This is a genomic window from Pseudocitrobacter sp. CD920760 (genome assembly GCF_057782505.1).
Genome location: NZ_CM173490.1, coordinates 4,898,646 through 4,911,329 on the forward strand (window position 1 = coordinate 4,898,646; position 12,684 = coordinate 4,911,329).

At 54.1% G+C, this 12,684-nt stretch carries 11 protein-coding genes; 6 read left to right on the forward strand and 5 right to left on the reverse strand.

Going from position 1 to position 12,684, the window contains the following annotated elements; all coding sequences use genetic code 11:
• Nucleotides 1-50 precede the first annotated feature (50 nt).
• The gene (gene uspB, locus AC1MKH_RS23120; protein ID WP_015962600.1) at nt 51-386 is read right to left on the reverse strand and encodes a universal stress protein UspB; all 336 of its coding nucleotides are present in this window, start codon (nt 384-386) and stop codon (nt 51-53) included.
• Between the two features lie 425 nt (nt 387-811).
• On the opposite strand from uspB, the gene uspA reads away from it, so the two are divergent.
• Entirely contained in the window at nt 812-1,249 is a 438-nt protein-coding gene (uspA, locus tag AC1MKH_RS23125) for a universal stress protein UspA (protein WP_004106650.1), read from the forward strand.
• Between the two features lie 90 nt (nt 1,250-1,339).
• Here uspA and AC1MKH_RS23130 read toward each other — a convergent pair whose 3' ends face one another.
• Nucleotides 1,340-1,843: an RrF2 family transcriptional regulator gene (locus AC1MKH_RS23130; RefSeq protein WP_149464078.1), complete on the reverse strand. Its 504-nt coding sequence runs from the start codon at nt 1,841-1,843 to the stop codon at nt 1,340-1,342.
• Between the two features lie 219 nt (nt 1,844-2,062).
• On the opposite strand from AC1MKH_RS23130, the gene AC1MKH_RS23135 reads away from it, so the two are divergent.
• Complete coding sequence (locus AC1MKH_RS23135; protein ID WP_276218908.1) at nt 2,063-3,265, forward strand: NAD(P)/FAD-dependent oxidoreductase; 1,203 nt, start codon at nt 2,063-2,065, stop codon at nt 3,263-3,265.
• Nucleotides 3,266-3,391: 126 nt separating this feature from the next.
• Here the strand turns inward: AC1MKH_RS23135 and rsmJ are convergent, their stop codons facing one another.
• The 3 genes from rsmJ to AC1MKH_RS23150 form a co-directional block, all read right to left on the reverse strand.
• Nucleotides 3,392-4,144 carry a 16S rRNA (guanine(1516)-N(2))-methyltransferase RsmJ gene (gene rsmJ / locus AC1MKH_RS23140; RefSeq protein ID WP_108476771.1) on the reverse strand — a complete coding sequence of 251 codons (753 nt, stop codon included), beginning with the start codon at nt 4,142-4,144 and terminating at the stop codon, nt 3,392-3,394.
• Between the two features lie 7 nt (nt 4,145-4,151).
• Nucleotides 4,152-6,194, reverse strand: coding sequence for an oligopeptidase A (gene prlC, locus AC1MKH_RS23145; protein WP_276218910.1), 2,043 nt, complete (start codon nt 6,192-6,194; stop codon nt 4,152-4,154).
• A gap of 190 nt (nt 6,195-6,384) precedes the next feature.
• The gene (locus AC1MKH_RS23150) at nt 6,385-7,395 is read right to left on the reverse strand and encodes a DUF1963 domain-containing protein (protein WP_015962595.1); all 1,011 of its coding nucleotides are present in this window, start codon (nt 7,393-7,395) and stop codon (nt 6,385-6,387) included.
• Nucleotides 7,396-7,566: 171 nt separating this feature from the next.
• Here AC1MKH_RS23150 and AC1MKH_RS23155 point away from each other — a divergent pair, with 171 nt between their 5' ends.
• The 4 genes from AC1MKH_RS23155 (at nt 7,567) to AC1MKH_RS23170 (ending at nt 12,644) form a co-directional block, all read left to right on the forward strand.
• Nucleotides 7,567-8,409: a 23S rRNA (adenine(2030)-N(6))-methyltransferase RlmJ gene (locus AC1MKH_RS23155; protein ID WP_276218913.1), complete on the forward strand. Its 843-nt coding sequence runs from the start codon at nt 7,567-7,569 to the stop codon at nt 8,407-8,409.
• A gap of 101 nt (nt 8,410-8,510) precedes the next feature.
• Nucleotides 8,511-9,863: a glutathione-disulfide reductase gene (gene gorA, locus AC1MKH_RS23160; RefSeq protein WP_276218915.1), complete on the forward strand. Its 1,353-nt coding sequence runs from the start codon at nt 8,511-8,513 to the stop codon at nt 9,861-9,863.
• Nucleotides 9,864-9,936: 73 nt separating this feature from the next.
• The gene (locus AC1MKH_RS23165) at nt 9,937-10,767 is read left to right on the forward strand and encodes an SdiA-regulated domain-containing protein (RefSeq protein WP_276218917.1); all 831 of its coding nucleotides are present in this window, start codon (nt 9,937-9,939) and stop codon (nt 10,765-10,767) included.
• A 227-nt stretch (nt 10,768-10,994) separates the two neighbouring features.
• Nucleotides 10,995-12,644, forward strand: coding sequence for an alpha,alpha-trehalase (locus tag AC1MKH_RS23170; RefSeq protein ID WP_276218919.1), 1,650 nt, complete (start codon nt 10,995-10,997; stop codon nt 12,642-12,644).
• Nucleotides 12,645-12,684 lie beyond the last annotated feature (40 nt).

Below are 12,684 nucleotides of genomic sequence, written 5' to 3' on the forward strand. Positions count from 1 at the left end.
ACAAAAAAGACGGGTCAGGAAACTGGCCCGTCTTTTTTTATGTTGAAAGATTAATGCCAGAGAGCCAGTGCAATCAGGCTTACCACCACTAATCCACACAACGAACTGGTCAAAATGAACTGGCGGCGCACGCGTTCACAGCGGCGAATAAACTCGTCGTCATGATGGTCGCGATAACGCTGACCGTAAATGTACCAAACCAGCCTCACCTGCTTGCTGGGTTGGCCATGTGAGGTAAAAAACCCACCACCATCAACATATTGATAGAGCAAGGGATCGCAACCACGCAGTACCACTAGCAATGCACGCAACGACGAGAAATAGCGTGCCATATTCACCACACAGACGACACACAGGGCCCAAAACAGCGCGATTGTGCTGATCATACCTCCTCCCCGGCGACCCGCCCAAAGGAGACGCCTCCCGGGCTACCGCACCCCGATAACCAATAGCTCTAGACAGCTCAGTGAAAAAGGTGAGAATCCGATCACGTTTATTTGCCCGACCGGCTCATTAAATAGTGTAGGAGATTAGTGAAATTTTTTACCACAACCTTAAGCGTTATCAATACGAGTGTTGCGAAAAATTTGTTTAACAAATTGGTGATCGCGTCGCATTGACGCGCAGACCCGGTCGCTATAATGTAGAAATATCTTCTACAATGAGGTCTTTAAGATTATTACAAGGCCTGATTAGCATCCTCGGATGCAGCAGATTTTAGGCAGGGCTAAACCCCCGCGCAATCGACATGCAGGACGCGGGCGACTTAACGCCCATTGGTCATCGACAACTTTATGGAAGGAGTAACACCATGGCTTACAAACACATTCTTATCGCGGTAGACCTTTCACCAGAGAGCAAAGTGCTGGTTGAGAAAGCCGTATCTATGGCACGCCCATACAACGCGAAAGTTTCCCTGATTCATGTTGATGTGAATTACTCCGATCTCTATACCGGCCTTATCGATGTGAATCTGGGCGACATGCAGAAACGCATTTCGGAAGAGACGCATCATGCGCTGTCTGAGCTGTCCACCAATGCGGGTTACCCGATTACCGAAACCCTGAGCGGCAGCGGCGATCTGGGCCAGGTGCTGGTCGACGCCATCAAGAAATACGATATGGACCTGGTGGTTTGCGGTCATCATCAGGACTTCTGGAGCAAGCTGATGTCTTCTGCTCGTCAGTTGATCAACACCGTTCACGTGGATATGTTGATTGTTCCGCTGCGCGACGAAGAAGAGGAGTAATCGCCTCTCGCGCATAATGAAAACGCCCGCTTTTGCGGGCGTTTTGTTAAGTACCCAGGCCTGATAAGCGCAGCGCCATCAGGCAATTCACTACGCTTTGCGCGCCGCAATCCAGTCCTGCACCTCGATAACAAATTCATCCGGCGCTTTGCGGTACATCTTGCGGGCAAGGTCGAGGATCGTGTGCTGAGCCAGCGCCTCTTCCATTCGCTGCTGTGCCATGTCCATTACCGAGCGCACGCCGCAGATGCCTTCACACGCCCACTCCGGCGGCTGTTCATCAAACACAGCCAGCCGCTGGCGAATTTCGCGGCATTCAAAGATGCGTTTCTCACCGTCGATAGCAACAGCCACGTCTTTCACCGTAATGTGCTCCGCGGGTTTAGCCAGCTGAAAACCGCCGCCCTTTCCTTCAATGCTGCGCACCAGCCCGGCTTTTGACAGACGGGTAAAGATTTTGGCGAGGTAGTCATAAGGCACGCTTTGCAGCTCAGCTATTTCACGCACGCTCATATCACGGGCGTCGCCCTTACTGTCTACCATGCACATCAGGCTATGGATGCCGTACTCAACCCCGGAACTGTAAAATGCCATGCTTTAATCTCAGCCAATATAACTCTGAGTTATTGTAGCTATTTTGCCCTTGGCAATCCAGATGCTTACTTGCATAGCCAAATACATTAAAAAATAAATAATGATTTATCAATGCGATAACCATCACCTTCCTCACAAAATGATTTTTCACATTGCCTTTTCATACTACGACCAATAAAATCCGAGTCAATTAATCGACGTTAACAGAGTGAATGAGCGATGCGTAAACAAATTTTGATCGTAGGAGCCGGTTTTGCCGGAATGTGGGCAGCCCTGAGCGCGGCGCGCCTGGCGGACAAGCATGATAATCAGGCTATTGATATTACAGTGATAGCTCCGCAGCCAGAGCTACGTGTTCGCCCGCGTTTTTATGAAAGCCACGTTGAAACGCTGGTTTCCCCACTGATGCCGCTATTCGACGTCACCGGCGTGAAATTCCTGCGTGGCACCGTATCGGATATTCACACAGACTCGCGTAGCGTGAGCTGGAAAGATGCCGATGGCGAAATGCATCAGCACCCCTACGACCGTCTGGTTCTGGCGAGCGGTAGCCACGTAAACCGTTCATTTGTTTCAGGCGTCGCTGAGCATGCGTTCGATCTCGATCAGCTGGAGAGCGCGGCCGTTTTAGAAAAACATCTGGAATCCCTGGCCTCTCAATCTGAAAGCGACGCGCGTAATACCGTCGTCGTCTGCGGCGGCGGGTTTACCGGTATTGAGATGGCGATGGAATTACCAGGCCGTCTGCGCGACATTCTTGGCTCAAATGCTAAGACCAGAGTAGTCGTAGTTGAGCGCGGCGCACAGCCAGGTTCACGTTACAGTGAAGAACTGCGTAATGTGGTCATTGATGCTTCAAACGAGCTGGGCGTCGAATGGATAGTGAATGCCGAAGTCGAATCGGTGGACGCAGCAGGCGTCACGCTGAAAGACGGGCAGCGAATCGACTCTTCGACCGTTATCTGGACCGTAGGCGTGCAGGCAAGCGGCCTGACGGCGCAGATTGATGCGCCGCGCGATCGCCAGGGGCGTCTGCATGTGGATGCGAATCTTCAGGTTGTCGGCCATGAAGAGATTTTCGCCACCGGCGACGTGGCGTATGCGGCAACGGATGACAAAGGCAACCACGCGCTGATGACCTGCCAGCATGCGATTCTGCTGGGCAAATTCGCCGGGAATAACGCCGCTGCCAGCCTGCTGAGTGTGGAACCGTCGCCGTATCGCCAGGAGATGTACGTCACCTGTCTGGATCTCGGCGCTTGGGGCGCGGTGTATACCGAGGGCTGGGATCAGCAGGTAAAACTGACGCGCGAAGAAGCGAAGAAGTTGAAGGTGTCGATCGTTAGCGAGCTGATTTACCCGCCGAAAGCGGAGAGAACAGCGGCGTTTGAGATGGCCGATCCGTACGCGCCGTTTGTGTAGAGGCCCTCACCCCGGCCCTCTCCCACAGGGAGAGGGAGAAAACCGCACAACTTTCACCATTGGCATGATCGGTCCCCTCTCCCAGTGGGAGAGGGTTAGGGTGAGGGGGCCCAGGCCGCACCACCCTTATTCCGCCGTCCCCGCATAAATATCAAACCGATGCCCTTTCGTGACCACCGCGTTGGTTGTCGCCACGTCCGCGAGCGGCGGCGCATAGTCTGGCCGCTTCACTACCACGCGTTTTGTCGCCAGCAACCGCGCGGGTTCCAGCAATCCATCCGCGTCGAGATCGGGCCCCACCAGCGACTGAAATACGCGCATCTCTTTCTTTACCAGCGCGCTTTTCTGCTTATGCGGAAACATCGGGTCAAGGTACACCACCTGCGGACGCGGGGTGATATCCGCGAGCGTCGTCAGGCTGGAGGCGTGGATCAGTTGCAAGCGTTCCTGCAACCAGCCGCCAATTTCCGGGTCGGCATAGCCGCGCGCCAGGCCATCATCGAGCAGCGCCGCCACTACCGGGTTGCGTTCCAGCATCCGCACATGGCAACCCACCGAGGCCAGCACAAAGGCATCGCGCCCCAGCCCCGCCGTGGCGTCAACCACGTCCGGCAAATAGCTGCCCTTGATGCCGACTGCTTTTGCCACCGCTTCACCGCGACCGCCGCCAAATTTGCGTCGGTGCGCCATCGCCCCGCCGACAAAATCCACGAAGATGCCGCCAAGCTTTGGCTCATCGCGCTTGCGCAGTTCAAGATGCTCCGGCGTTAACACCAGCGCCATCAGGTTGTCTTCATCGTGCTCCAGCCCCCAGCGGGCGGCAAGAACAGATAAGGCGCCGTCTCCGGCGCCCGTTTCATCAAGTAAACAGATTTTCACTGACTGATTAGCCTTTGATCCCGTAGTGCTCCAGCATTGCATCAAGCTGCGGTTCACGGCCACGGAAGCGTTTGAACAGCGCCATTGGCTCCTCAGAACCGCCGCGCGTCAGGATGTTATCAAGGAACGACTGCCCGGTATCGCGGTTGAAAATCCCCTCTTCTTCGAAGCGGGAGAACGCATCCGCCGCCAGCACATCGGCCCACAGATAGCTGTAGTAACCCGCCGCATAACCACCGGCAAAGATGTGGCTGAAGGCGTGCGGGAAGCGGCCCCATGACGGCCCCGGCACCACGGCAACCTGTTTCTTGATTTCCGCCAGGGTTTCGAGGATTTTCGCGCCCTGCTCTGGGTTAAATTCCGCGTGCAGGCGGAAGTCGAACAGGCCAAACTCCAGTTGACGCAGGATAAACAGCGCCGCCTGGTAGTTTTTCGCCGCCAGCATTTTATCGAGCAGTTCTTTCGGCAGCGGTTCGCCGGTTTCGTAGTGACCGGAGATAAACGCCAGCGCGTCCGGCTCCCAGCACCAGTTTTCCATAAACTGGCTCGGCAGTTCGACCGCATCCCACGGCACGCCGTTGATCCCGGAAACGCCTGCGGTTTCGATGCGGGTCAGCATGTGATGCAGGCCGTGACCGAATTCATGGAACAGGGTGATCACTTCGTCATGCGTAAACAGCGCCGGTTTGCCGTTGACCGGACGGTTGAAGTTACAGGTCAGATAGGCGACCGGTTTTTGCAGCGAGCCATCAAGCTTGCGCATCTGACCAACGCAGTCGTCCATCCACGCCCCGCCGCGTTTGTGTTCACGCGCGTACAGGTCGAGGTAGAAGCTACCGCGCAGTTCGTTATTTTCGTCATACAGCTCGAAGAAGCGCACTTCCGGGTTCCAGACGTCAACATCTTTGCGCTCTTTGGCTGTGATGCCGTAAATACGTTTCACCACTTCAAACAGGCCGTTAACGGCTTTGTTTTCCGGGAAGTACGGGCGCAGCTGTTCGTCGCTGATGCTGTAGAGGTGCTGTTTCTGTTTTTCGCTGTAGTAGGCGATATCCCACGGTTGCAGCTCATCGACGCCAAATTCCGCCTTCGCGAAGGCACGCAGTTGCGCCAGCTCTTTTTCACCCTGCGGACGCGCGCGTTTGGCCAGATCGGTTAAGAATTCGAGCACCTGCTGCGGGTTTTCCGCCATTTTGGTGGCGAGTGATTTAAAGGCGTAGCTTTCGAAGCCCAGCAGTTGCGCCAGTTCGTGACGCAGGGCGAGGATTTCCGCCATCACCGGGCTGTTGTCCCATTTACCGGCATTCGGGCCTTGATCGGAGGCACGGGTGCTGTAGGCGCGATACATCTCTTCACGCAGGGCCTGGTTGTCACAGTAGGTCATCACTGGTAGATAGCTTGGGATATCCAGCGTCAGCAGGTAGCCGTCCAGCTCTTTGGCTTCGGCCTGCGCTTTGGCGGCAGCCAGCGCGCTTTCCGGCATGCCGGAGAGTTCCGCTTCGTCGCTCACCTGTTTTGTCCAGCCCATGGTGGCATCGAGTACGTTGTTGCTATAGATGTTGCCCAGTTCAGACAGGCGCGTCGCAATTTCACCGTAGCGCTGCTGTTTCTCTTTCGGCAACCCGATCCCGGACAGTTCGAAATCACGCAGCGCGTTATCGACCGCTTTTTTCTGTGCCGTCGAGAGCGTGGCGTAATTATCGCCGTCGCGCAGGTCGCGATACGCTTTATACAGCCCTTCATGCTGACCGACCCAGGTGCTGTATTCCGACAACAGCGGCAGAGTTTGTTCGTAAGCTTCGCGCAGTTCCGGGCTGTTTTTGACCGAGTTCAGATGGCTGACCGGCGAGAAAATACGCCCCAGCACATCATCGACTTCTGCCAGCGGCTGGCATAAGTTTTCCCAGGAATACGGTGCGCCCTGCGCTACCACGCGTTCCACATTTTCACGGCAGTCGTTCAACGCTTTGGTGACGGCGGGAACAACATGCTCAGGCTTGATTGCGGAAAACGGTGGCAGTTCGAAGGGAGTCAGTAATGGATTCGTCATATGCACAGTCCTGGTTAAAAAGGGGGAAACAAACGCGTATGCGCGTTGTTGGCGGGTGGCGGCTGCGCCTTACCCGACCTACGCCTGTAGATCGGATAAGACGCGTTACATCGCCATCCGCTATGTAATGTATGTAGCATGGGGTTAAGTGTAGTGAATTTCAATGATGAAGGTGATGCTGGGTTTTCTTTCAGTCGCATTGCTGAATCAATTGCGCCCGCTCAAAGCGACGCGCAATCAGGTCGCTGCGTTTGATCCACAGATAAAGCCGTCCCCAATCGCAATTCATCCATCCGATATCTTCAGAATCGAATTGCGCCAGCAATATCCATTCGGTCGCAGTGGCGCGAATTGATTCTGAATCTACTACTGTGTAGATATTATCACCGTCACAGACATGACCGGAGCTTACAAACGCACAACCAACCTGCATATCATCCTGCATAACATCAGGCCAACCGCTAATCTGACTACCAGGAAAATCATCCAGAGCCTTGCGCCAGCCAGCAACAATGCCCGCCGTCTCATCGGAAAGCCTGGATAGTTCCCATTGCGCTGTTCCGTAGGGTAGAAGAGATAACTTTTTCTCAGTTTCACACCTGTTTACTGGCCTCATAGTACTCCAGCAATCCAGCCACAACAGTTGTTCTGGAATTTCTCGGCGAATTAATTTCGTGTCAGAAGCAATATAAAGAACAGAAAAGCCCACGTTCTCTTTAGGATCGCAGCCCCACGGTTGCACGATCAAATCGTAAAAAAGATACAGTACCCCTTCACACGGCATACACTCATTCAACTCTCCCCCCCACATCTCAGCGAAATTGATCTGGGCAATAAACGATAAGGGAAAAGCATGTTCTACTGCATAAAGATCGCGCTTTGCCTCTTCACAGTTTTCAATCCGCTGCTCCAGCGTTCCCCAACGCCAGTCATCCACTGTCCTGGTTGCCCTTTCACGGAAACTCGCCATGCAACTCGCTTTCTCTGGATAAGCCGAGCGCCATGGCCATTCGACGCCTTCCGGTAAATCGGGTCTGCCGCCGATTTTCGTCATACCAACAGGGATGCTCTCTTCATTATCAACAGGATGCGGGATAAGGCGTGTTGCGGGCCGGGCCTGCTGCGCGAGTATTCTGGCCTCTTTGGGATTAACTCCAGCTTCCACCAGGCTCTCTTCAATCTCATCTCTGCTCGTAAACATCCTGCTGTTCTCGTCTGCGAAGTGTTCACTCCAGAATAAATTCCAGGAAAAGAAAATACCTGTGCTATTCCTCATTAAGGGTGAATTCAGAAAACATCAAGGTCAGGTAATTTGGACGTTTCTGCGGTAAACTATCTGCTAATTCGTTTATTTTCCGGAACCCCTTTACCCATGCTCAGTTATCGCCACAGCTTCCACGCTGGCAACCACGCCGACGTTCTCAAACATACCGTTCAGAGCCTGATCATCGAATCACTGAAAGAGAAAGATAAACCGTTTCTCTATCTGGACACCCATGCGGGCGCGGGCCGTTACCAGTTAAGCAGCGAGCATGCCGAGCGTACCGGTGAGTATCTGGAAGGTATCGCCCGTATCTGGCAGCAAGACGATCTGCCTGCCGAACTGGAGCCATACATCAGCGTGGTACAGCATTTCAACCGCAGCGGTCAGTTGCGCTACTACCCAGGCTCACCGCTGATTGCCCGCCAGTTGCTGCGTGAACAAGACAGCCTGATGATGACTGAACTGCACCCAAGCGATTTCCCGCTGCTGCGCTCAGAGTTCCAGAAAGACGATCGTGCGCGCGTGGAAAAAGCCGACGGTTATCAACAACTCAAATCCAAACTGCCGCCGGTGTCTCGTCGTGGCCTGATCCTCATCGACCCGCCGTACGAAATCAAAACCGATTACCAGGCTGTGGTTACGGGCATTCACGAAGGCTATAAGCGCTTTGCGACAGGCACCTATGCGTTGTGGTATCCGGTCGTCCTGCGTGCGCAAATCAAACGCATGATCAAAGACCTGGAAGCCACCGGCATCCGTAAAATCCTGCAAATCGAGCTGGCGGTACGCCCGGACAGCGATCAGCGCGGCATGACCGCGTCCGGCATGATTGTTATCAACCCGCCGTGGAAGCTGGAACAGCAGATGAACGCCGTTCTGCCATGGCTGCACAGCAAGCTGGTGCCGAACGGTATCGGCCACACCACGGTAAGCTGGATCGTGCCTGAGTAATTGCAGACATAGCCAGAACCTATCAGTTTCAGGTATACAATCGCGGATCTTTGGCGCTGGGCGTAGAGCCCTCGCCTGACAATGAACAGGAAGGAGCGGTCATGACCAAACATTACGACTATATCGCTATTGGCGGCGGCAGCGGCGGCATCGCCTCGATTAACCGTGCGGCGATGTACGGCCAGAAGTGCGCGCTGATTGAAGCCAAAGAGCTGGGCGGCACCTGCGTTAACGTCGGTTGCGTGCCGAAAAAAGTGATGTGGCATGCCGCGCAAATCCGCGAAGCCATCCACATGTATGGCCCGGATTACGGTTTTGATACCACCATCAACGACTTCGACTGGAACAAGCTGATTGCCAGCCGCACGGCCTACATTGACCGTATTCATACGTCGTATGACAACGGCCTGGCGAAAAACAAAGTCGACGTCATTAAAGGCTTTGCCCGCTTTGTTGATGCGAAAACCGTGGAAGTGAACGGGGAAACGATCACTGCCGATCATATCCTGATCGCCACCGGCGGTCGCCCAAGCCATCCGGATATTCCGGGCGTGGAATACGGTATCGATTCCGACGGTTTCTTCGCGCTGCCGGCATTGCCGAAACGCGTTGCCGTTGTCGGCGCGGGCTACATTGCTGTGGAACTGGCAGGCGTGATTAACGGACTGGGCGCGGAAACGCACCTGTTTGTGCGTAAACACGCGCCGCTGCGTACCTTCGACCCGCTGATTGTCGAAACACTGGTGGAAGTCATGAACGCGGAAGGCCCAACGCTGCATACCCAGGCTATTCCTAAAGCAGTCGTGAAAAACGCCGACGGCAGCCTGACCATTGAACTGGAAGATGGCCGCAGCCAGACGGTAGATTGCCTGATTTGGGCGATTGGCCGTGAACCGGCGAATGACAACTTCAACCTGGCCGCAACGGGCGTGAAAACCAACGATAAAGGCTACATCGTCGTTGATAAATTCCAGAACACCAACGTTCCGGGAATTTATGCGGTGGGCGATAACACCGGTGCCGTTGAGCTGACGCCGGTTGCCGTGGCCGCAGGTCGTCGTCTCTCAGAGCGTCTGTTTAATAACAAGCCAGATGAGCACCTGGATTACAGTAACATTCCGACGGTGGTCTTCAGTCATCCGCCCATCGGCACCGTCGGTTTAACCGAACCGCAGGCGCGTGAGCAGTATGGCGACGACGCCGTGAAGGTTTATAAGTCGTCCTTCACCGCAATGTATACCGCTGTTACCACGCATCGCCAGCCGTGCCGTATGAAGCTGGTTTGCGTTGGCCCGGAAGAGAAAATTGTCGGTATTCACGGCATCGGCTTTGGTATGGATGAAATGCTGCAAGGCTTCGCCGTGGCGCTGAAAATGGGCGCAACCAAAAAAGATTTCGATAATACCGTGGCAATTCACCCGACAGCGGCGGAAGAGTTTGTTACTATGCGTTAATATATGACGCGCAATCCCCTATATGAAAACATATAGGGGATATCCGACTCTCCCGTTAATTCCCTGTGGGTTTATGAAGAATAAGAAAACTAAAATATTATCAGGCTTTATTATTGTTCTTCTTTGTATTTTCTCTTTCTATTACTACATCACAAATTACCCACAAATAGATAACTACCACGTCACGATCGACGCCAAACAGATTTCAGGTCTGGAGGGCGGATTATCCGGTCTGACCTGGAATAAAGACACACAAACGCTGTTCGCCGTCACCGATGCGCCCTCTTTAATTCTGGAACTTAGCACGGATGGGAAGGTGCTGCGCCGTATCAAAACGGATACACCCGCAGACCTTGAGGCCATTGAATATATCGGCAATCAACGCTTTTACCTTTCCAAAGAAAAGAGCGGCACGCTGGCTATCGTCACCATTAATAACGATACACAAAAAGTGGATATCAGCCATGCCGAAATTTATCGTCCGGCAGTTCAGGCGGAAAAGGAAAACAGCGGCGTGGAAGGATTAGCCTGGAAACCCGAACTGTCTCGCATGGTGACAGCCCAGGAGAAAAAACCCGTCCGCATTTTTAATATCCTCGATAACGAAGGGGTATTCAAAACGGATATAAGTCCGCTCAATGAATTAATGCTCTCCTGGTATGTGCGCGATATCTCCGGAATGGATTTTGATGGCTCGACGTCTAACCTCTATATTCTCTCCGACATTTCGCAAAAAGTCGTGCTGGTAGACCGCGAACATAACCTGAAATTTATGTCGCTGACGGCGGGCCATTACGGCCTTTCCCGTGATATTCCACAGCCGGAAGGTATCGCTACCGACGGCACGGGTAATCTTTACATCGTCAGCGAGCCGAATCTGTTTTATAAATTCAGTCCGCGTTAAAACCCGTTACAATCGATTGTTCTGAAAATCCCGGCGACGGTGAAAACCGGGATTCCCATTTTTTATTATTTTTCAAAAACCTGAAAAAAAACCCTCTTATCACCTCGCCATAAAATGTGATCTTCCGCACGCTTTGCTCACCCGTAACCGAAGCGAATGTCTACGCTTTATAAGTGGCCGGATAAAACCGGGATGTAAAACGACGCTCACCGGAGGTGACCTGCGATATGTTCAACCAGAAAATACGTCACGAAGAGTCCGAGGCCTTAGCCATTGATATCGAGCTGTGCTACGAAGCGGATCCGTACGAATTAAAACTGGATGAAATGCTCGATGCCGAACCGGAGCCGGAAGTCATTGAGGGGCTACCCGCCTCCGATGCCTTAACGCCAGCCGATCGTTATCTGGAACTGTTCGAAAACGTTCAGCGCGCACGCATTTTTAGCGATAGCAAAACGTTTCCTGACTGCGCGCCGAAGAAAGATCCGCTGGATATTCTCATCCATTATCGCCGTATCAAGCGTATACCTGGCTTTGATCTGCGCCGTTTTGTGGAAGAGAACTTCTGGCCGCCGGAACTGCGCGACAGTGAATACGTTTCGGACCCGGATAAATCGCTGAAGGAGCACATCGACACGCTCTGGCCGGTGCTCACCCGCGAGCCGCAGGACCATATTCCCGGTTCGTCGCTGCTGGCGCTGCCGCAGTCCTATATCGTGCCCGGCGGGCGCTTTAGCGAGACCTACTACTGGGACTCCTACTTCACCATGCTTGGCCTGGCGGAGAGCGGTCGGGAAGACCTGCTGAAATGCATGGCCGATAACTTCGCGTGGATGATTGAGCGCTACGGGCATATTCCTAACGGCAACCGCACCTACTACCTCAGCCGCTCGCAGCCCCCGGTGTTTGCGCTGATGGTTGAACTGTTCGAAGAGGATGGCGTGCGCGGCGCGAAACGCTACCTCGACCATCTGAAGATGGAGTACAGCTTCTGGATGGATGGCGCGGATTCGCTCATTCCCAATCAGGCTTATCGCCACGTGGTGCGCATGCCGGACGGTTCATTGCTCAACCGCTACTGGGACGACCGCGACACGCCGCGTGATGAGTCATGGATTGAAGATGTCGAAACGGCGCAGCATTCAGGCCGACCGCCCAATGAGGTGTATCGCGACCTGCGCGCCGGGGCAGCATCCGGTTGGGACTATTCTTCACGCTGGCTGCGCGATACGTCGCGACTGGCAAGCATCCGGACGACCCAGTTTATTCCCATCGATTTGAACGCTTTTCTGTTCAAACTGGAAAACACCATCGCTAATCTTTCTGGTTTGAAGGGCGATAAAGAGACACAGGCGCTGTTTAAACAGAAAGCCAGCGCACGCCGTGCAGCGGTGACGCGTTATCTGTGGGATGAAGAAAATGGTCTGTTCCGCGATTACGACTGGCGCCGCGAGCAACAGGCGCTGTTCTCCGCCGCCAGCGTCGTGCCATTGTATGTCGGCATGGCGACGCATGAACAGGCAGACCGGCTGGCGCTTGCCGTCCGCGCCCGGTTGCTCACGCCGCGCGGTATTCTGGCAACAGAGTATGAAAGCGGCGAGCAGTGGGATTATCCGAACGGCTGGGCCCCGCTACAGTGGATGGCGATTCAGGGATTCAAACTCTACGGCCACGACGTGCTGGGCAACGAAATCGCCCATAACTGGCTGGAGACGGTGAATCATTTCTATCGCGACCATCATAAGCTAATTGAGAAGTATCACATCGCCGAAGGCACGCCGCGCGAAGGGGGCGGCGGGGAGTATCCGTTACAGGATGGTTTCGGCTGGACCAACGGCGTGGTACGCCGTTTGATTGGTTTGTACGGCGAGCCTTAATAACGTGAAAAAACCGTAGGCCTGATAAGCGAAGCGCATC

What these genes read in the sequence shown, in the direction of transcription:
- uspB (WP_015962600.1), bottom strand. Translation starts at nt 386, where the DNA reads ATGATCAGCACAATCGCGCTGTTTTGGGCCCTGTGTGTCGTCTGTGTG.
- uspA (WP_004106650.1), top strand. Translation starts at nt 812, where the DNA reads ATGGCTTACAAACACATTCTTATCGCGGTAGACCTTTCACCAGAGAGC.
- AC1MKH_RS23130 (WP_149464078.1), bottom strand. Translation starts at nt 1,843, where the DNA reads ATGGCATTTTACAGTTCCGGGGTTGAGTACGGCATCCATAGCCTGATG.
- AC1MKH_RS23135 (WP_276218908.1), top strand. Translation starts at nt 2,063, where the DNA reads ATGCGTAAACAAATTTTGATCGTAGGAGCCGGTTTTGCCGGAATGTGG.
- prlC (WP_276218910.1), bottom strand. Translation starts at nt 6,194, where the DNA reads ATGACGAATCCATTACTGACTCCCTTCGAACTGCCACCGTTTTCCGCA.
- AC1MKH_RS23150 (WP_015962595.1), bottom strand. Translation starts at nt 7,395, where the DNA reads ATGTTTACGAGCAGAGATGAGATTGAAGAGAGCCTGGTGGAAGCTGGA.
- AC1MKH_RS23155 (WP_276218913.1), top strand. Translation starts at nt 7,567, where the DNA reads ATGCTCAGTTATCGCCACAGCTTCCACGCTGGCAACCACGCCGACGTT.
- gorA (WP_276218915.1), top strand. Translation starts at nt 8,511, where the DNA reads ATGACCAAACATTACGACTATATCGCTATTGGCGGCGGCAGCGGCGGC.
- AC1MKH_RS23165 (WP_276218917.1), top strand. Translation starts at nt 9,937, where the DNA reads ATGAAGAATAAGAAAACTAAAATATTATCAGGCTTTATTATTGTTCTT.
- AC1MKH_RS23170 (WP_276218919.1), top strand. Translation starts at nt 10,995, where the DNA reads ATGTTCAACCAGAAAATACGTCACGAAGAGTCCGAGGCCTTAGCCATT.